This window comes from Streptomyces sp. NPDC048349 (genome assembly GCF_040651925.1).
Classification (GTDB): Bacteria; Actinomycetota; Actinomycetes; order Streptomycetales; family Streptomycetaceae; genus Streptomyces.
Map to the genome: position 1 here is coordinate 13,968 of NZ_JBEZLA010000021.1, position 18,503 is coordinate 32,470.

General features: G+C 72.0%; 14 protein-coding genes. 10 read left to right on the plus strand and 4 right to left on the minus strand.

Annotated features, from left to right (window positions below):
* Positions 1-83: 83 nt before the first annotated feature.
* The 7 genes from AB0D44_RS14225 to AB0D44_RS14255 all read left to right on the plus strand — a co-directional run bounded on the left by AB0D44_RS14225 (position 84) and on the right by AB0D44_RS14255 (position 7,980).
* Positions 84-1,598 carry a gamma-aminobutyraldehyde dehydrogenase gene (locus AB0D44_RS14225; protein ID WP_362589635.1) on the plus strand — a complete coding sequence of 505 codons (1,515 nt, stop codon included), beginning with the start codon at positions 84-86 and terminating at the stop codon, positions 1,596-1,598.
* 48 nt (positions 1,599-1,646) lie between these two features.
* Positions 1,647-2,897: a spermidine/putrescine ABC transporter substrate-binding protein gene (locus AB0D44_RS14230; protein WP_362589451.1), complete on the plus strand. Its 1,251-nt coding sequence runs from the start codon at positions 1,647-1,649 to the stop codon at positions 2,895-2,897.
* Positions 2,898-3,020: 123 nt separating this feature from the next.
* Positions 3,021-4,169: an ABC transporter ATP-binding protein gene (locus AB0D44_RS14235; protein ID WP_362589454.1), complete on the plus strand. Its 1,149-nt coding sequence runs from the start codon at positions 3,021-3,023 to the stop codon at positions 4,167-4,169.
* Positions 4,166-5,095 (plus strand): ABC transporter permease, encoded by a 930-nt coding sequence (locus tag AB0D44_RS14240; protein WP_362589457.1) that lies wholly within the window; start codon positions 4,166-4,168, stop codon positions 5,093-5,095. Before AB0D44_RS14235 ends, AB0D44_RS14240 begins: the two co-directional genes overlap by 4 nt.
* Positions 5,095-5,889 (plus strand): ABC transporter permease, encoded by a 795-nt coding sequence (locus AB0D44_RS14245; RefSeq protein WP_362589460.1) that lies wholly within the window; start codon positions 5,095-5,097, stop codon positions 5,887-5,889. The genes AB0D44_RS14240 and AB0D44_RS14245 overlap by 1 nt, the downstream gene beginning before the upstream one ends.
* Positions 5,890-5,912: 23 nt before the next feature.
* On the plus strand, positions 5,913-7,331 hold the full coding sequence (locus tag AB0D44_RS14250) for an FAD-dependent oxidoreductase (RefSeq protein WP_362589463.1): 1,419 nt from the start codon (positions 5,913-5,915) through the stop codon (positions 7,329-7,331).
* 184 nt (positions 7,332-7,515) lie between these two features.
* Entirely contained in the window at positions 7,516-7,980 is a 465-nt protein-coding gene (locus tag AB0D44_RS14255; protein ID WP_362589466.1) for a hypothetical protein, read from the plus strand.
* Positions 7,981-8,096: 116 nt separating this feature from the next.
* Here the strand turns inward: AB0D44_RS14255 and AB0D44_RS14260 are convergent, their stop codons facing one another.
* Together AB0D44_RS14260 and gabT are read right to left on the minus strand one after the other, a co-directional pair.
* On the minus strand, positions 8,097-8,633 hold the full coding sequence (locus AB0D44_RS14260; protein WP_362589469.1) for a phosphatase PAP2 family protein: 537 nt from the start codon (positions 8,631-8,633) through the stop codon (positions 8,097-8,099).
* Positions 8,634-9,027: 394 nt separating this feature from the next.
* Complete coding sequence (gabT, locus tag AB0D44_RS14265; protein WP_362589472.1) at positions 9,028-10,362, minus strand: 4-aminobutyrate--2-oxoglutarate transaminase; 1,335 nt, start codon at positions 10,360-10,362, stop codon at positions 9,028-9,030.
* Positions 10,363-10,645: 283 nt separating this feature from the next.
* On the opposite strand from gabT, the gene AB0D44_RS14270 reads away from it, so the two are divergent.
* The 3 genes from AB0D44_RS14270 (at position 10,646) to AB0D44_RS14280 (ending at position 16,116) form a co-directional block, all read left to right on the plus strand.
* A complete protein-coding gene (locus AB0D44_RS14270) occupies positions 10,646-12,748 on the plus strand; it encodes an ATP-binding protein (RefSeq protein WP_362589474.1) in 2,103 nt (700 codons plus the stop codon).
* 143 nt (positions 12,749-12,891) lie between these two features.
* Entirely contained in the window at positions 12,892-14,472 is a 1,581-nt protein-coding gene (locus AB0D44_RS14275; RefSeq protein WP_362589477.1) for a PucR family transcriptional regulator, read from the plus strand.
* A 198-nt stretch (positions 14,473-14,670) separates the two neighbouring features.
* On the plus strand, positions 14,671-16,116 hold the full coding sequence (locus AB0D44_RS14280; RefSeq protein ID WP_362589480.1) for an aldehyde dehydrogenase family protein: 1,446 nt from the start codon (positions 14,671-14,673) through the stop codon (positions 16,114-16,116).
* Positions 16,117-16,401: 285 nt separating this feature from the next.
* Here the strand turns inward: AB0D44_RS14280 and AB0D44_RS14285 are convergent, their stop codons facing one another.
* Complete coding sequence (locus tag AB0D44_RS14285; RefSeq protein ID WP_362589483.1) at positions 16,402-17,820, minus strand: DUF234 domain-containing protein; 1,419 nt, start codon at positions 17,818-17,820, stop codon at positions 16,402-16,404.
* Positions 17,821-17,992: 172 nt separating this feature from the next.
* Positions 17,993-18,337, minus strand: a complete 345-nt coding sequence (locus AB0D44_RS14290) for a hypothetical protein (RefSeq protein WP_362589486.1) — start codon at positions 18,335-18,337, stop codon at positions 17,993-17,995.
* Between the last annotated feature and the right edge of the window lie 166 nt (positions 18,338-18,503).

Consider the following 18,503-nt stretch of genomic DNA (forward strand, 5'->3'; position numbering starts at 1 on the left):
GGACAGGGGGCATCCCTCTGTCAGGATCGGCACTCAATTCGAGCTGTAGCTCGAACTGTAGCTACGGAGAGCGTGAGAGCGTGATGGGCAACCGCTTCCAGGTCAAGGACCGCTTCGCAGACGGCGCGCAGTACATCGACGGGCAGCTCAGGTCCGGCACCTCGGGCAGGTCACACACCGTGGTCGACCCGGCCACCGGGGACGAGGTCCTCACCTACGAGCTCGCGGGCACGGCGGACGTGGACGAGGCCGTCGCCGCCGCCAAGCGGGCCTTCCCGGGCTGGGCGGGCGCCACCCCCGGGGAGCGGTCGGACGCGCTGCACCGGCTGGCCGCCGTACTGGCCGAGCAGGCCGAGGAGTTCGCGTACGCCGAGTCCCTCCAGTGCGGCAAGCCGATCAAGCTGTCCACGGAGTTCGACGTGCCGGGGACCATCGACAACACGGCCTTCTTCGCGGGGGCCGCGCGCCACCTCCAGGGGCAGGCGGCCGCCGAGTACTCCGGCGACCACACCTCCTGCGTGCGCCGCGAGGCCATCGGCGTGGTCGGCTCCATCGCCCCGTGGAACTATCCGCTCCAGATGGCCGCGTGGAAGATCCTCCCGGCCATCGCCGCGGGCAACACCATCGTCCTCAAGCCCGCCGAGCTGACCCCGCTGACCTCCCTGATGTTCGCGCAGGCCGCCAAGGACGCGGGCCTGCCCGACGGCGTGATCAACATCGTCACGGGCGCCGGCCGCGACGCCGGCGAGCACCTGGTCGGCCACCCCGACGTGGTCATGACCTCCTTCACCGGCTCCACCGCCGTGGGCAGGCGGGTCGCCGAGATCGCCACCGCCACCGTCAAGCGGCTCCACCTGGAGCTCGGCGGCAAGGCCCCCTTCCTGGTCTTCGACGACGCCGACCTGGAGGCCGCCGCGCACGGCGCCGTAGCCGCCTCCCTCATCAACACGGGCCAGGACTGCACCGCCGCCACCCGCGCCTACGTCCAGCGCCCCCTCCACGACGCCTTCGTCGCCCGCGTCGCGGAGCTGATGGAGACCGTCCGCCTCGGCGACCCCTTCGCCCCCACCACCGACCTCGGCCCGCTCGTCTCGCACGCCCAGCGCGACCGGGTCGCCGGTTTCGTCGAGCGGGCCCGTGCCTACGCCACCGTCGTCACCGGTGGGGAGGTCCCCGGCGGGGAGCTCGCCGACGGCGCGTACTACCGGCCCACCCTCATCACCGGCGCCGCCCAGGACAGCGAGGTGGTCCAGTCCGAGATCTTCGGGCCGGTGCTCGTCGTCCTTCCGTTCGACACCGACGACGAGGGCATCGCGCTGGCCAACGACACCCCCTACGGCCTCGCCGCCTCCGCCTGGAGCCGCGACGTCTACCGGGCGAACCGTGCCACCCGCGAGATCAAGGCGGGCTGCGTCTGGGTCAACGACCACATCCCGATCATCAGCGAGATGCCCCACGGCGGCTACAAGGCCAGCGGCTTCGGAAAGGACATGTCGGCCTACTCCTTCGAGGAGTACACGCAGGTCAAGCACGTGATGTACGACAACACCGCGGTGGCCGCGAAGGACTGGCACCGCACGATCTTCGGGGACCGATAAGAAATCCACCGCCTGACCAGCGGTACACCTCCCGAAAGGGCACAGCGCATGGAGCAGTTCGAGCCCGACCGCCTCTCGGCGGCGCAACTCGCCGCGATGCGGCGCAGCCTCACCAGCGGGCGCGGCGCCCTCACCCGCCGCTCGCTGCTGCGCGGATCCGGAGTCGGAGCGCTCACCCTCGCAGGCCTGTCCACCCTCGCCGGGTGCGGGATCCCGCCCGCCAAGCGCGAGGGCGACTCGGCGGTGGCCTCCGACGACCACTCGGCACAGGAGAAGGAGATCAACTTCTCCAACTGGACCGAGTACATGGACACCAGCGACGACGAAAAGACCCGGCCCACCCTGGAGGAGTTCACCAAGCGGACCGGGATCGAGGTCAAGTACACCGAGGACATCAACGACAACGTCGAGTTCTTCGGCAAGATCCGCCCGCAGCTCGCCGCCGGCCAGGACACCGGCCGCGACCTGATCGTCGTCACCGACTGGCTCGCCGCGCGCATCATCCGCCTCGGCTGGGCGCAGAAGCTGGACCCCACCCACCTGCCGCACGCCTACGCCAACCTGATCCCGCAGTTCCGCACCCCCGACTGGGACCCGGGCCGCGCGTACAGCTACCCGTGGACCGGCATCGACACCGTCATCGCCTACAACACCAAGGCCACCGACGGGAAGAAGGTCGACTCCGTCACGCAGATGCTCGACGACCCCACCCTCAAGGGCCGCGTCGGCTTCCTCACCGAGATGCGCGACAGCGTGGGCATGACCCTGCTCGACCAGGGCAAGGACCCGGCGAACTTCACCACCGCCGACTTCGACGGCGCGATCGGCCGCCTCCAGAAGGGCGTGGACTCCAAGCAGATCCGCCGCTTCACCGGCAACGACTACACCGCCGACCTCGACAAGGGCGACCTCGCCGCCTGTCTGGCCTGGGCGGGTGACGTGATCCAGCTCCAGGCGGGCAACCCGGACATCCAGTACGCCATCCCCGCCCCCGGCTACCTCACCTCCAGCGACAACCTGCTGGTCCCCGCCAAGGCCCGGCACAAGGCCAACGCGGAGAAGCTCATCGACTACTACTACGAGCCCCCGGTCGCCGCCCAGCTGGCCGCCTTCATCAGCTACGTCTGCCCGGTCGAGGGCGTCAAGGACGAACTCGCCAAGATCGACCCCGCGCTCGCGGACAACCCGCTGATCGTCCCGGACAAGGCCATGGCCGCCAAGGCCCACGCCTTCCGCTCGCTGACCAGCGAAGAAGAGACGGCGTACGAGGAGAAGTTCGCCAAGCTCATCGGAGCCTGACGCCTCGCGGCGAGCCGTGGAGGACCGGGACACCGCCCGCCGGACGACACCGGCGGCCGTGCACCCCGGCCGGCTCCGCCCAGCCCCTTGACCCTTCCCCGCACCCAACCCCGGGACCCACCCATGACTGACAAGACCGCGGGCGGCGACGTCCGCCTCGCCGGGATCAGCAAGCACTACGGCACCTTCACCGCCGTGCACCCGCTGGACCTCACCATTCCCCAGGGCTCCTTCTTCGCCCTGCTCGGCGCCTCGGGCTGCGGGAAGACCACCACCCTGCGCATGATCGCCGGCCTGGAGGAGCCCTCCACCGGCACGGTCAGCCTCGGCGACCGGGAGGTCACCGACCTGCCGCCGTACAAGCGCCCGGTCAACACGGTCTTCCAGAGCTACGCCCTCTTCCCGCACCTGAACATCTACGAGAACGTCGCCTTCGGCCTGCGCCGGCGCGGCATCAAGTCGGTCAAGAAGCAGGTCGACGACATGCTGGAGCTGGTCCAGCTCGGCGAGCAGGCCGGCAAGAAGCCCCACCAGCTGTCGGGCGGCCAGCAGCAGCGCGTCGCCGTCGCCCGCGCCCTGATCAACCACCCCCAGGTGCTCCTCCTCGACGAGCCGCTCGGCGCCCTCGACCTCAAGCTGCGCCGCCAGATGCAGCTGGAGCTCAAGCGCATCCAGACCGAGGTGGGGATCACCTTCGTGCACGTCACGCACGACCAGGAGGAGGCCATGACCATGGCCGACACGGTCGCCGTGATGAACGGCGGGCGCGTCGAGCAGCTGGGCGCCCCGGCCGAGCTGTACGAGAACCCGGGCACCACCTTCGTCGCCAACTTCCTCGGAACCTCCAACCTCATCGAGGCCGCGGTGGAGTCCGCCGGGTCCGAGGTGGCCGTCTCCGCCTCCGGCACCACGCTCCGGCTGCCCGCGGCCCGCTGCGCGACCACGCCCCGCAGCGGCGGGAAGCTGCTGGTCGGGGTGCGCCCGGAGAAGATCTCCCTGGTCCACGCCGACGAGGAGCACACCATCGCGGCCGGCCGCAACACGGTCCGCGGCCGCATCGCCGACTCCTCCTTCATCGGCGTCTCCACGCAGTACGTCATCGACAGCCCGGTCTGCTCCGAGCTGGAGGTGTACGCGCAGAACATCGAGCGGGACGGCCGCCTGGTCCCCGGCGCCGAGGTGGTCCTGCACTGGAACCCGGAGCACACCTTCGGACTGGACGCCGCCCAGGACATCGACGCGGGCATCGAGACGGTCGAGGAGAGCGCATGACCGCCCCGGCCGCGCTGCCGGAGGCCGCCGCCCCCGCCGAACCCCCGGTCCACAAGCCGTCCGCGCGCAAACGGCTGATCCCGTACTGGCTGCTGCTCCCCGGCATCCTGTGGCTGCTGGTCTTCTTCGTCCTGCCGATGGTCTACCAGGCCTCCACCTCGGTGCAGACCGGCTCGCTCGAAGAGGGCTTCGAGGTCACCTGGCACTTCGCGACCTACTGGGACGCCTTCACCGAGTACTACCCGCAGTTCCTGCGCTCCCTGCTCTACGCGGCCACCGCCACCGCGCTGTGCCTGCTGCTCGGGTACCCGCTGGCCTACCTGATCGCCTTCAAGGCGGGCCGGTGGCGCAACCTGCTGCTGGTCCTGGTCATCGCGCCGTTCTTCACCAGCTTCCTGATCCGCACGCTGGCCTGGAAGACGATCCTGGCCGACGGCGGCCCGGTGGTCGCGGTGCTCAACGGCATCGGCTTCCTCGACGTCACCAGCTGGATCGGCCTCACCGAGGGGGAGCGGGTGCTGGCCACGCCGCTCGCGGTGGTCTGCGGTCTGACCTACAACTTCCTCCCCTTCATGATCCTGCCGCTGTACACCTCGCTGGAGCGCATCGACACCCGCCTCCACGAGGCCGCCGGGGACCTGTACGCGCGCCCCGCGACGGTCTTCCGGAAGGTGACCTTCCCGCTCTCCATGCCGGGCGTGGTCTCCGGGACCCTGCTGACCTTCATCCCGGCGAGCGGCGACTACGTGAACGCCGAACTGCTCGGCTCCACGGACACCCGGATGATCGGCAACGTCATCCAGTCGCAGTACCTGCGGATCCTCGACTACCCGACGGCGGCCGCGCTGTCCTTCATCCTCATGGCCATCGTGCTGATCATGGTCACCATCTACATCCGCCGAGCGGGGACGGAGGACCTGGTCTGATGCGTTGGCTCCGCCGCAACCTCGTGGTGATCGCCGGTCTCGGCACGCTCGCCTACATGATCCTGCCGAACGTGGTCGTCACCGTCTTCTCCTTCAACAACCCCACCGGGCGGTTCAACTACGCCTGGCAGGAGTTCTCGCTCGACGCCTGGAAGGACCCCTGCGGGGTCGCCGACCTGTGCGGCTCCCTCGCGCTCTCGCTCCAGATCGCCCTGTGGGCCACCCTCGGGGCCACCGTCCTCGGTACGGCGATCGCCTTCGCACTCGTCCGCTACCGCTTCCGGGCGCGGGGCGCGGTCAACTCGCTGATCTTCCTGCCCATGGCCATGCCCGAGATCGTGATGGCGGCCTCGCTGCTCGCGCTCTTCCTCAACATGGGCATCCAGCTGGGCTTCTGGACGATCCTGATCGCCCACGTCATGTTCTGCCTCAGCTTCGTCGTCGCCGCCGTCAAGGCGCGGGTCCTGTCCATGGACCCGCGGCTGGAGGAGGCCGCCCGCGACCTCTACGCGGGCCCGGTGCAGACCTTCGTGCGGGTCACCCTGCCGATCGCGGCACCCGGCATCGCGGCGGGTGCGCTGCTCTCCTTCGCGCTCTCCTTCGACGACTTCATCATCACCAACTTCAACTCGGGCAACACCGTCACCTTCCCCATGTTCGTGTGGGGATCGGCCCAGCGCGGAACGCCCGTGCAGATCAACGTCATCGGCACGGCGATGTTCGTCATCGCCGTCCTGGTGGTCCTCGCCGGCCAGATGGCCGGCAACCGCCGCAAGAAGGCACAGCCGAAGTAGACCCCTGTAGGGAGTTGGAAGCCATGGCCCCAGTCGCCATGCGGAGTGTTGCGAAATCCCTTTCGGAAGCGAAGCCGGTCTCGTACTGGCTGGACGACCCCGGCAAGCCCGCCGCGCAGCCGGCGCTCACCACCGACGAGCGGTGCGACCTGCTGGTCATCGGCGGCGGTTACAGCGGGCTGTGGACCGCGCTGCTCGCCAAGGAGCGTGACCCCGGCCGGGACGTGGTCCTGATCGAGAGCAAGGAGGCGGGCTGGGCCGCCTCCGGCCGCAACGGCGGCTTCTGCGCCGCCTCGCTCACCCACGGGCTCGCCAACGGGCTGGCCCGCTGGCCCGGTGAGCTGGCCAAGCTGGAGGAGCTGGGCGCCCGCAACCTCGACGCCATCGAGGAGGCGGTCGCCCGCTACGGCATCGACTGCGACTTCGAGCGCACCGGCGAGATCGACGTGGCCACCGAGCCCCACCAGGTCGAGGAGCTGCGCGAACTCCATGAGGAGGCCCAGCGGCTCGGCCTCGCGGGCAGCTCCCAGTGGCTCGACGGGGAGGCGCTGCGCGCCGAGATCGACTCGCCGACCTTCCTCGCGGGCCTCTGGGACCGCGACGGCGTCGCCATGCTCCACCCGGCGAAGCTGGCCTGGGGCCTCAAGCGGGCCTGCCTGGACCTCGGGGTGCGGATCTACGAGAACACCCGCGGCCTGAAGCTGGCCCCGGCGGGCCGGGGGATGACCGTCCAGACCCCCTACGGCACGATCCTCGCGCGCCGGGTCGCCCTGGGCACGAACATCTTCCCTTCGCTGGTCCGCCGCATCCGCCCGTTCACCGTGCCGGTCTACGACTACGCGCTGATGAGCGAGCCGCTGGACGGGGCGCAGCTCGCCGCGATCGGCTGGAAGAACCGGCAGGGGCTGGGTGACAGCGCGAACCAGTTCCACTACTTCCGGATCACCAAGGACCACCGGATCCTGTGGGGCGGCTACGACGCGATCTACCCCTACCGCGGGAAGCTCGACTCCGAGTACGACCACCGTCCCGAGACCTACCTCAGGCTCGCGGAGCACTTCTTCACCGCCTTCCCGCAGCTGGAGGGGCTGAAGTTCAGCCACGCCTGGGGCGGCGCGATCGACACCTGCTCGCGCTTCTCCGCCTTCTTCGGCACCGCGCACTCCGGGAAGGTGGCCTACGCGGCCGGATACACCGGGCTCGGGGTGGGCGCCACCCGCTTCGGCGCGGACGTGATGCTCGACCTGCTCGACGGGGTCTCCACCGAGCGCACCCGGCTGGAGATGGTGAAGTCCAAGCCGATGCCGTTCCCGCCCGAGCCCTTCGCCTGGACCGGCATCACCCTCACCAAGTGGTCACTGGCCCGCGCCGACAGCCGCGGCGGCCACCGCAACCTCTGGCTGCGAACGCTCGACCGCCTCGGTCTCGGCTTCGACAGCTGACCGGCCGCGGGACGGCAGCACTCTCCTGCTCGAGGGACTCCGCGCACGCTCCGGCGCACCCCGCCGGTCGCCGCGTGGCGCGCTTCACCTCCATGGAGTAACGCAACCCGCGTCATAGCCGCGCCCGGCCGCGCTCTCTCCCGGTGAGAACCCTTCACCGCACGAGAGGAACGGAGGCCGGGCGATGACGACGCCGGCGGACAAGACGGCAGTGGAATGGCTCGTATCGGTGGCGCCGGACCCCGACGCCTGCCGGTGGGAGTGGGAGCGCAACCCCCTCGGGGTCGTGCTCCTGCCCGCCGGCCGGCGCTGGGACGTGCTGATCCTGCCCGGGGAGCTGGGGCAGGCCACCCTCGACGTACTGAACCTGCTCCTGGAGCGGCCCGGCCCGGTGCTCGCCGATTTCGGCGACGCGCGGCTGGGCTTCTTCGTGCCTGCGGGCACGGCCTCCCGCTGGATCGGCACGGGCGTGCGCGGAGCGGGCCGCGGGACCTGGATCGTGGTCCCGTACCCCGGCCGGGCGACCGGCGGGGTGCGCTGGCTGGTGCTCCCCGACGGGGAGGGGACGCTCAACGATCCGGCCGTGCTGGAGCTCGCGATGCACGAGGCGGCCGCGCGCGTGGTGGCGGGGGAGGGCCGCACGCCTTGACAAGAGGATGGGTCTGGACCACCTGGGCGCGCCGCTGACCCCCTCCATCCCCCCTGCCCGGAGGCAGTTGTACGAGACCTGGTCGATCCACTGGGACCGCTTCGGCGGAGGGGAGTTCAGCCGGAACGTCGACGCGTACGTCGCGGGCGCGGCCGGCTGACCCACCGCACGCCGAGCAGCAGCGGTGTGCACATCAGCAGGCTGGCCAGCACGTCCAGCGGCCAGTGCCACCCCCGCAGGACCAGCCCGGCGGCCGTCGCCGCCGTGAGGACGAGGGCGGCGGCCGTCGGCCATGCCCGGCGGGTGTACGGGCGCACGAGCAGGGCCGCGCCGAGGTACGCGACGGCCGCGGTGGCCGTGTGGCCCGAGGGGAAGTAGCCGGCGGCCCAGGGCTCCAGGGGGCCGGGGCGGGCGGTCCACTGCTTGAACGGGATGACCAGGGCCGGCACCAGCGCCATCGCCAGTGCGGCCGCACCGGCCGCGAGGCGCCGGCCGCGCCGGGCGGCGTAGGCCGCGGCCAGCAGCAGGACGGGCACGGCGACCGGGACGTTGCCCAGGTCCGCCAGGCGCTCGGTGACGGAGTCCGGGACCGAGCGCAGCAGGGCGCGGCTCAGCGCGTGATCCGGGGTCAGCAGCGGGCCGGAGACCAGCACCTGCCAGGTGATCAGGGAGAAGAGGAGGCCGCAGACGGCGGCGATCAGGAGCTCAGTGGCCGGCCGTCCCGGAACAGGGGGGATGGTTCCGGGACGGCCGCCCGGATCGGGTTGCCGCTCGCCCCGGGGGGTTTGGGGCGGTCGGCCGTCCGATCGGTGAGGAGTGTGCGCGAACGCATGCCCAATACGGCGCTGGGGAAGCCCGGTACTGGAATCGCCCCCGGTCGCCCGGGAGCGGGCTGTCTCACTCATCTGCAGAAACCGTACGGCAGCGAGAGGGGGGCCGACAGCAGGAACGCGCACCCGCCATCGGCCCCCCACACCTTCTTCACAGCCTCCGACCGTTACCGGCGGTAGAGGCCGGGCGCTGCGCTCGCACGTTCTAGCCCTTCGATCAGATGCCCGCGAAAGCGGCCTCGAGGATGTCCAGGCCCTCGTTCAGCAGGTCCTCGCCGATGACGATCGGCGGGAGGAAGCGCAGCACGTTGCCGTAGGTGCCGCAGGTGAGGACGAGCAGGCCCTCGGCGTGGCAGGCCTTGGCGAGCGCACCGGCCGCCTCCGGGAACGGGGTCTTGGACGCGGGGTCCTTGACCAGCTCGATCGCGATCATGGCGCCGCGGCCGCGGATGTCGCCGATGATCTCGTACTTCTCCTGCATGGCCGTCAGGCGGGCCTTCATGACGGACTCGATCTTCTTCGCCGCGGCGTTGAGGTCGAGCTCCTTCATGGTCTCGATGGAGCCGAGCGCACCGGCGCAGGCCACCGGGTTGCCGCCGTAGGTGCCGCCCAGGCCGCCCGCGTGTGCGGCGTCCATGATCTCGGCGCGGCCGGTCACGGCGGCGAGCGGCAGACCGCCCGCGATGCCCTTGGCGGTGGTGATCAGGTCCGGGACGATGCCCTCGTCCTCGCACGCGAACCACTGGCCGGTGCGGCAGAAGCCGGACTGGATCTCGTCGGCGACGAAGACGATGCCGTTGTCGTTGGCGAACTTCACGATCGCCGGGAGGAAGCCCTTCGCCGGCTCGATGAAGCCGCCCTCGCCGAGCACCGGCTCGATGATGATCGCGGCGACGTTGTCGGCGCCGATCTGCTTGGTGATCTGGTCGATCGCCTGGGCGGCGGCCTCGGGGCCGCAGTTCTCGGCGCCGGTGGGCCAGCGGTAGCCGTAGGCGACCGGGACGCGGTAGACCTCGGGGGCGAACGGACCGAAGCCCTGCTTGTACGGCATGTTCTTCGAGGTCAGCGCCATCGTGAGGTTCGTACGGCCGTGGTAGCCGTGGTCGAAGACGACGACGGCCTGGCGCTTGGTGTACGAACGGGCGATCTTGACGGCGTTCTCGACGGCCTCGGCGCCGGAGTTGAACAGCGCCGACTTCTTCGCGTGGTCACCGGGGGTGAGCTCGGCGAGGGCCTCGCAGACCTCCACGTAGCCCTCGTAGGGGGTGACCATGAAACAGGTGTGGGTGAAGTCCGCGAGCTGCGCGGAGGCGCGGCGCACCACGGCCTCGGCGGAGGCGCCGACCGAGGTCACGGCGATGCCGGAGCCGAAGTCGATCAGGCGGTTGCCGTCGACGTCCTCGATGATGCCGCCGCCCGCGCGGGCCGTGAAGACGGGGAGCACGGAGCCCACGCCGCCGGCCACCGTCTCGAGGCGGCGGGCCTGCAGCTCCTGCGACTTGGGGCCGGGGATCGCGGTGACGATGCGGCGCTCCTGCGGGACAGCGGTCATAGAGGGCTCCTGGGGGGTGTTTTCGGACGCACTTGTGTCTTTGTCCGCAGGCTAGGCCCGGCGGAGGGGGTACTGCATGCTCCGTTCGGGAGTGGTGCCCGCGTGTCCTTGTCCGTGACGGCCATAGGAAGGACCGAGGGGGAACACCGCAGGACTCCGCCGGGAGCCCGCCGGACGGCACGGCGAAACCCCGTGCGGGTACGGGCCGGTACGGGCCCATGGCCGCCGCCCGGCAACTACATTGAGCGGCGCAGCGCAGGAACGGTCAGGGGGCAGGGGTTTCATGGACACCGACGGCACGCACGAGACGCGCCCGCCCGGGACCGGGCAGATCCCCCGGCCGGCCGGCCCGCCGCCCCCGGGCCTTCCGCCCATGCCCTCCCACGCCCCCGCGGCCGGGCCGTCGCTGGGCGAATGGCTGCGCGTGCCGCGCGCCTCGGACGGGCCCGGCGTCTGGACGTACGGGCACGTACCGCGGGCCGCCGAGGAGCCCGAGGAAACCCCGACCCGCCAACTGGTCAGCGGAGCCCTGATCGCCCTGCTGGCCGGGCTGCTCCTGTGGTCCCTGCTGTGGAACGGCTACCTCGGCGGCTTCTGGCTCTGGCCCCTCTACATGTTCACGCCCGACTCGTGGGCCGGGACCCTCCCCTCGGTCGTGGCCGCGTACGTCTGGTACGCCGTCGTCGCCGGCATCCTGGCGACGGGCTTCGGCCGGCTCGGCCGCTGGGGAGAGCTGGCCCGCCGGATCCTCACCAGCCGCCCGGTCCGCGCCGTGCACGCGGTCGCCCCGGCCCGCCCCGAGGCGGGCGGCCCGGACGACCCCGCGCGCTGGCCGCAGCTGCGGGCGGCCGGGCTCGACGAGGCCGCCGACCGGCTCGAGGGAGAGGCCGGGGCCGGGCGGATGAACGACGTCGACTACACGCGGATCCGGCGGGCCTGGGACTCCGTGCGGGCCGACCCCTCCCGGCTGCGCGCCTTCGCCGAGGCCGTGCGGGACAAGGGCGCCGGGGCCTGCGCGCACCCGTCCGGGGCCCGGGACCTGCCGGTGCGCGCCGCCCGGCACGACCTGCTGGCCCGGCAGGTGCGGCTCGGCACCGTCGAGGACGGCCCGCGCAACCCCTACGTCCGCCGCGGCACGTCGCTCGCCCTGGACCCCGGCGTACTGGGCACCTCGCTGCTCGCCGTCGGGCCCTCGGGCTCGGGCAAGACCCGGCGACTGGTCCGGCCCGTCGTCGAGTCCCTCGCACTCCAGGCGCTCGCCGGCCAGGCCGCCGTCGTCGCCGTCGGCGCGGCCGGCGCCCAGCTCGGCCCCGACGCCGCCTACGACGTCGTGGTCCGCATCGGCGACCCCGCGTCCGTCTACGACCTCGACCTGTACGGCGGCACCACCGACCCCGACGAGGCCGCCACCCTCCTCGCCGAGGCCTTCGTCGGGGACGTCCCCGGTATGGAGGTGCGCCGGGCGGCGACCGCGCTCGCCCAGCTCCTCGGCCCGTTCCGGGCGGCGTACGGCCGCTTCCCCGCCGTGCCCGAGCTGCGCGAACTGCTCGACCCGCTCCCCGACGCCTTCGACGCGCTGCGCCGGGAGCTGGCCGACGCCGGACATCACGCGATGCTCCGCGAGCTCGACGCCCGGCAGCGGCAGCACCGGGCCCCCGGCGACCCCGGGCCGCTGCTGGCGGACCGGGTGGCGCTGCTCGACCGGCCCGCCTTCGCCCCCTTCTTCGACACCACCGGCCAAAGCCGGCCGTTCTCCCTGCGCACCCTCGAGCACCCGATCCGCGTCCGCGTCGACCTGCCCGAGCGCGGCCACGCCGACGCCTCCCGGATGCTGGCCAGGCTGCTGCTCGCCCAGTTCGGCGCCGCCGCGGCCGCCCGCAGCGACCGCTCCCTCTTCGCCTTCCTGGCCTTCGACGACGCCTCGCACACCCTGACCCCGCAGACCGTCCGGGGCGTACAGCGGCTGCGCTCGGCGAACGCCGGAGTCCTGCTCACGCTGCGCACGCTGGACGACGTACCGGAAGAGCTGCGGACGCCGCTGCTCGGCGCGGTCGGCTGCCGCATGGCGTTCTCCGGGGTCACCACCTGGGACGGCAGGCGCTTCGCCGAGGCCTGGGGCACCGAGTGGGTGGAGACGCGCGACGTCACCCACCGCACGGTCTTCGCCGACCAGCCGCTGACCCGGCTGATCCACGCCTTCCGCAAGCTCGTCACCGGCAAGGCCGTCACCACCGACGCGGTCACCGTGCGGCAGGTGGAGCGCGAGCGGTGGTCCGCCTCGGACCTGGCGCACGCGGTGCCGCCGGGCCACGCGGTGCTGTCGCTGACCTCCGTGCAGGGGGAGCGGGCGGCTCCGCTGCTGGTCCGGCTCGGGGGAACGGCCTGAGCGGACCCGTACGAGGTGGCAGAATCGAGGGGAGCCGTTCATACGACACGGCGAAATCGGGTGCGGCTCCCCTGATGCCCTGGTGCCGCACCTCCCGCCGTCCCGCCGTCCCGCCGTCCCCTCCGCTAAGGCCCCGGTAACCGATGCCGCTCACCCTCGCCTCGCTCGTCCAGCACTCGGCGCTCAAGCTCAGCGTCCGGGCGGGGGAGAGCCGCCTCGACACCCCCGTGCGCTGGGCCCACGTCAGCGAGCTCGCCGACCCCGTGCCCTACATGGAGGGCGGGGAGCTGCTCCTGATCACCGCGATGAAGCTGGACGCGCAGGACCCGCAGGAGATGGGCCGCTACGTGCGCCGCCTCGCCGCCGCCGGGGTCGTCGGCATCGGCTTCGCGGTCGGTGTCAACTACGAGGCGATCCCCGAGGCGCTGGTCGAGGCCGCCCGCAAGGAGGACATGCCGCTGCTGGAGGTGCCGCGGCGCACCCCCTTCCTCGCCATCAGCAAGGCCGTCTCCGCCGCCCTCGCCGCCGACCAGTACCGGGCCGTGACCGCCGGGTTCGAGGCGCAGCGGGAGCTGACGCGGGCCGCGCTCTCCGCCGACGGGCCCGCCGAGCTGCTGGCGAAGCTGGCGGCGCACGTGCACGGCTGGGCCGCGCTGTACGACGCCTCGGGCTCGGTCGTCGCGGCCGCCCCCGACTGGGCCGCCCGGCGCGCCGCCCGGCTCACCCCGGACGTGGAGCGGCTGCGGGAGCGGCCCGCGCCCGCGAGCGCCGTCGTCGGCGGCTCGGAGGACCGGGTCGAACTGCAGTCCCTGGGCACGGGCCGACGGGCGCGCGGCGCCCTGGCCGTGGGCACCGGGGCGCCTCTGGGCACGGCCGAGCGGTACGCCGTGCACTCCGCGGTCGCCCTGCTCACCCTCACCACCGAGCGCTCGCGCTCGCTGCACGACGCCGAGTCCCGGCTGGGGGCGGCGGTCCTGCGGATGCTGCTCGCCGGGGAGGCGGAGCACGCGCGGGCCGTCGCCGGGGACCTGTACGGGGCGCTGCTGGAGGTGCCGTTCCGGCTGATCACGGCCGAGGCGGCGCTGCCGGGCACCGCCCAGCCGGAGGGGCTGGCCCTGCTGGCCGACACGGTGGAGTCGGCGGCGTCCCGCACCGGGGAGCCGCTGCTGGTGGTCCCGGAGCCGGGCCGGCTCGTGGTCCTGGCCACCGACGGGGGAGCGGCCGTGCAGGCCTGCATGGACCACGCGGAGGCGCTGGAGGCCCGCCGCGGCCGGGACGCGGCCGGCCCGGAGCCCGACGAACTCGTGGTCGGCCTGTCCGCGCCGGCCGGTCCGGGCACCGTCGCAGCCGCCCTGAAACAGGCCGACCAGGCCCTGGCCGTGGCCCGGCGGCGGGGGCGGCCGATGGTGGAGCACGAGGAGATGGCCGCCGGCTCGGTCCTGCCGCTGCTGGCCGACGACGCCGTACGGGCCTTCGCGGACGGCACCCTGCGCGCGCTGCGGGAGCACGACGCGACCGGGCGCGGAGACCTGGTGGCCTCGTTGCAGGCCTGGCTCTCCCGGCACGGCCAGTGGGACGCGGCCGCCGCCGACCTCGGCGTGCACCGGCACACCCTGCGCTACCGGATGAAGCGGGTCGAGGAGATCCTCGGCCGCTCCCTGGACGACCCGGACGTCCGCATGGAGCTCTGGCTCGCCCTCAAGGCCTCCCCGCCTCCGTCGTAGCCGGTGCCGGTGCCCGTGCATGTGCCGAACGGGATGCCGGAGCGGAGCCCCAGCAGCGGACCCGCAGGGTGCGACAGTGACAAAGCGGCGCGCCCCGGACAGCGGGTACTACACCCCGGATAAACCACGAAACCCCGACGGAGTCCTACGGTGGTGGGGACAGGACCCACCGCACACATTCGAAGGGCCGGGATTCGCATGACTTCCACCCACGCCTTCTGGCTCGCCGGCCGCCTGGCCACCGGCGACGACAGCTTCGACGTCCACTCCCCGTGGGACGGCCGCCTGGTCGGCACGGTCAGCGTGCCCACCGACGCCCAGGTCGAAGAGGCCGTGGCCGCGGCGTACGCCGTGACGGCGGAGTTCTCGGCGACCCCCGCCCATGTGCGCGCCGCCGCCCTGGACCACGTGTCCAAGCGGCTCGCCGAGCGCACCGAGGAGATCGCCCAGCTGATCTCCGCCGAGAACGGCAAGCCGGTCAAGTGGGCGCGCGGTGAGGTCGGCCGTGCGGTGTCCGTGTTCCGCTTCGCCGCCGAAGAGGCCCGCCGCTTCAACGGCGGAGAGGCCCAGCGCCTGGACACCGACGCCGGTGGCGTCGGCCGTCTCGCGCTGACCCGCCGCTTCGTCAAGGGCCCCGTCCTCGGGATCGCGCCGTTCAACTTCCCGCTGAACCTGTGCGCCCACAAGGTGGCCCCGGCCATCGCCGTCGGCGCGCCGATCATCCTGAAGCCCGCCCCGGCCACGCCCCTGTCCGGGCTGATCCTGGGTGAGCTGCTCGCCGAGACCGACCTCCCGGCCGGTTCCTGGTCGGTGCTGCCGGTCGCGAACGAGAAGATGCCCGCCCTGGTCAAGGACGAGCGCCTCCCCGTCATCTCCTTCACCGGCTCCGACACCGTCGGCTACGCGATCCAGCAGTCGGTGCCCCACAAGCACTGCACGCTGGAGCTCGGCGGCAACGCCGCGGCCGTGGTCCTCGCCGACTGGTCCTCCGAGGCCGACCTCGACTGGGCCGCGACCCGCATCGCGACCTTCTCGAACTACCAGGCCGGCCAGTCCTGCATCTCCGTGCAGCGCGTGATCGCCGACGCCTCCGTCTACGACCGCCTCGTCGAGAAGGTCGTCGCGCAGGTCCAGGCCCAGGTCACCGGCGACCCCTCCGACTCCGCCACCGACGTCGGCCCCCTCGTCTCCGAGGACGCCGCCAAGCGCGTCGAGTCCTGGGTCGAGGAGGCCGTCTCCGCCGGGGCCAAGCTCCTCACCGGCGGCAAGCGCGAGGGCGCCTCGTACGAGCCGACCGTGCTCGCGGACGTCCCGGCGGGCGTCAAGCTCGCCACCGAAGAGGTCTTCGGGCCGGTCCTCACCCTCACGAAGGCGGAGGGCACCGACGAGGCCTTCGCCGCGGTGAACGACTCGAAGTTCGGTCTGCAGACCGGCGTCTTCACCCGCGACATCCAGGTCGCCTTCCGCGCCCACCGCGAGCTCGAGGTCGGCGGCGTGGTCATCGGCGACGCGCCGTCCTACCGCGCCGACCAGATGCCCTACGGCGGCGTCAAGCAGTCCGGTGTGGGCCGCGAGGGTGTCCGCTACGCGATGGACGACTACACGTACGAGCGGGTCCTGGTCCTGACCGGCCTCGACATCTGATCTCGTACGGCCCACAAGCCGACGGCCGGAGCCTACTGTGCGGGGGCTCCGGCCGTCCTTCTTTTCACCCCTGTGACCTGCGGAAACAGTCAGATCTTGGCTGGCTCCCGGGAGTAACGGGAACACGGGGTCCGCTCTCGCGGCCATGATGGGCTCAGGCAGCCAGCGCCCCAGTACCGACGGCGAACTCCCGAAGCCCCGCACTCGCGCGGACCCGTTCAGCAGATCCGACGTCAGCGCCCGCAGCGCTGGACGTCGCACCTCAACGGGGGACCGTCAAGCGGCTCACCATGCCGTGAGGAGCTCCTCGGGTGTGAGGTGGGTGACGCCGTCGGCGGTGCAGCCGCTGCGGGCGATCGCGAGTAGGGGAGTGTCATCGTCCGCGCCTGGGAGCTGGGAGCGGTGGGTGATCAGACGGGCCAGGTCTCGGTGGTCGAAGGGCTTGTTCTCCAGCCACTTGATCGACCCGACGACGGTGATCTTCTTGGCGATGGGTGCGCGGTCGGCACCGATGATGTCGATCTCCGGGTCGTTCGTACGGGTCCAGTAGCCACCGACGACGTCGGTTCCCTCCGGGAGACGGTCGTCGGCCAGCCGCCACAAGCTCTCGCGGATGACCGGTTCGATGGCTCTGCCGCGCCAGGACGTCCAGCTGGCACGGATGGAGTCCAGGACCCGGTCACCACGGCCTCGTTCGACGGCCGGGATACCAGGGCCGATGAAGGAGAGCCAGAAACGCAGGTACGGGTCTTCGATCCGGTAGCGGGTCTCGCGACTTGGACGGGTCGACAGGGGCAGGTCGGCGGCGACCGTGCGGCGACCGGTGAGGAGGTCAAGGGAACGGGTCAGTGAGCCGGGGTTGAGGCCGCCCGCGGCCCGCCCGATCAGCGTGAACGTGCGCTCGCCGAGGCCGATGGCTCCCAGGACGGTCCGGGCCTGTGCCTCGGTCGGGAACTCGGCGGCCAGCGTGCGCTCGCCACTCACCAGCAGGGCCGAGGTCGGCCTTTGCAGCGCCAGGCCCAGGTAGTCCCACAGGCCCGCGCCCTGTGGCCATTCCTCAAGGATCAGCGGGAGTCCGCCGCTGACGAGGTAGGCGTCGAAGGCGTCGGCGGACGGCAGATCCAGCATCCGTGCGACGTCCGCCGGGGTCAGCGGGGGGACGACCATCTCGGTGCCGCGCTGGTAGAAGGGCCGCCCGTAGGTGTTGAGCTGCTCCATCATGGCGATGTCCGAGCCGATCAGCACGAGGAGGACCGGCAGCTTGGACAAAGTCCGGTCGAAGGCCTTTTGCAGGGCACCCTCGAAGCTGGGGTCCTCGCGCACGAGGTAGGGCATCTCATCCATGACAACGATGCTGGGCACATCGGCGGGCAGCGCGGAAGCAAGCAGACTGAAGGCGGCGTCCCAGGTCTGGGGGGCCGCAAAGTCGGCGAAATGGCCTGCCTCGGGGAGGCTGGAAGCGGCCACCTCGGCCGTGAAGCCGGCCAGGTCCCCGTCCCTCGAACCGCCAACCGCGGTGAAGAAGACGTGCGCGAGCCCGGCACGCTCCACGAACTCCTCCACCAGCCGGGACTTGCCCACCCGCCGGCGTCCTCGGATCAGCACCGCCCGGCCAGGCCGACCGCTGCGCCCACCTGTCCTCACCGACGCCAGCAGATCGTCCAGGAGACCCAGCTCGGTACCACGACCGATGAACCCGTGCATGGCGCCCCACCTCCACAGAAAGAGAGACTTGCTTCAAAGATACTTTCATCAATGAAAGTCCACTACCAAGTGGGGCGCGGATCAGCGCCTCGTCCAGCACCGGGCGGAACGCGTCCTCCTCATCGCCTCTGACCAGCGGAACAGCCGGATCCCGGCTGGTTCCCCGGACGCGTCACGTCTGCCGGGTCAGGAGGCGCAGCAAGGCGTGGACCGCCGCTTCGTCCAGGACGGAGGCCGTGCCGGGGATCAGCCGGGCCAGCAGCGATGCGAAGCGGACGTCCGGCTGCCGGAGCAAGGGCTCGCCGCCCTCCCAGAACGCCGCACGGAGCCGTTGCGCCGTGAGCTGCCCGTCGCCCGCCGACGTGGTGACGAGGAACCGGGCGAGGCGCCGGTCCAGGTGGGTCGGCGTCCAACGGCCCGCGGTCAGGTCGTCGGCCAGGTCCTGGGCCAGTTCACCGACGCAGACGGCGGGTTCGGCGAGGTCGGCGTGGGTGGTGTGGTCGGTGGGGGTCGTCATGGGGTGGTGCCATGGCCTTCCGTGAGTGCCGGTCCGCGGCAGGGCCACGGCGGATGGTGCGGGGCGAAGTCCCCGCCGGGAATGCGAAGTCCCCGCCGGGAACGCGAAGTGGGCGCGTGTTCCGCCGTCGCCGGCCGAACACGCGCCCACGGCACCGGAGGCGGTG

Coding starts and splice junctions, on each gene's coding strand:
- AB0D44_RS14225 (WP_362589635.1), top strand. CDS start 84: ATGGGCAACCGCTTCCAGGTCAAGGACCGCTTCGCAGACGGCGCGCAG.
- AB0D44_RS14230 (WP_362589451.1), top strand. CDS start 1,647: ATGGAGCAGTTCGAGCCCGACCGCCTCTCGGCGGCGCAACTCGCCGCG.
- AB0D44_RS14235 (WP_362589454.1), top strand. CDS start 3,021: ATGACTGACAAGACCGCGGGCGGCGACGTCCGCCTCGCCGGGATCAGC.
- AB0D44_RS14240 (WP_362589457.1), top strand. CDS start 4,166: ATGACCGCCCCGGCCGCGCTGCCGGAGGCCGCCGCCCCCGCCGAACCC.
- AB0D44_RS14245 (WP_362589460.1), top strand. CDS start 5,095: ATGCGTTGGCTCCGCCGCAACCTCGTGGTGATCGCCGGTCTCGGCACG.
- AB0D44_RS14250 (WP_362589463.1), top strand. CDS start 5,913: ATGGCCCCAGTCGCCATGCGGAGTGTTGCGAAATCCCTTTCGGAAGCG.
- AB0D44_RS14255 (WP_362589466.1), top strand. CDS start 7,516: ATGACGACGCCGGCGGACAAGACGGCAGTGGAATGGCTCGTATCGGTG.
- gabT (WP_362589472.1), bottom strand. CDS start 10,362: ATGACCGCTGTCCCGCAGGAGCGCCGCATCGTCACCGCGATCCCCGGC.
- AB0D44_RS14270 (WP_362589474.1), top strand. CDS start 10,646: ATGGACACCGACGGCACGCACGAGACGCGCCCGCCCGGGACCGGGCAG.
- AB0D44_RS14275 (WP_362589477.1), top strand. CDS start 12,892: ATGCCGCTCACCCTCGCCTCGCTCGTCCAGCACTCGGCGCTCAAGCTC.
- AB0D44_RS14280 (WP_362589480.1), top strand. CDS start 14,671: ATGACTTCCACCCACGCCTTCTGGCTCGCCGGCCGCCTGGCCACCGGC.
- AB0D44_RS14285 (WP_362589483.1), bottom strand. CDS start 17,820: ATGCACGGGTTCATCGGTCGTGGTACCGAGCTGGGTCTCCTGGACGAT.
- AB0D44_RS14290 (WP_362589486.1), bottom strand. CDS start 18,337: ATGACGACCCCCACCGACCACACCACCCACGCCGACCTCGCCGAACCC.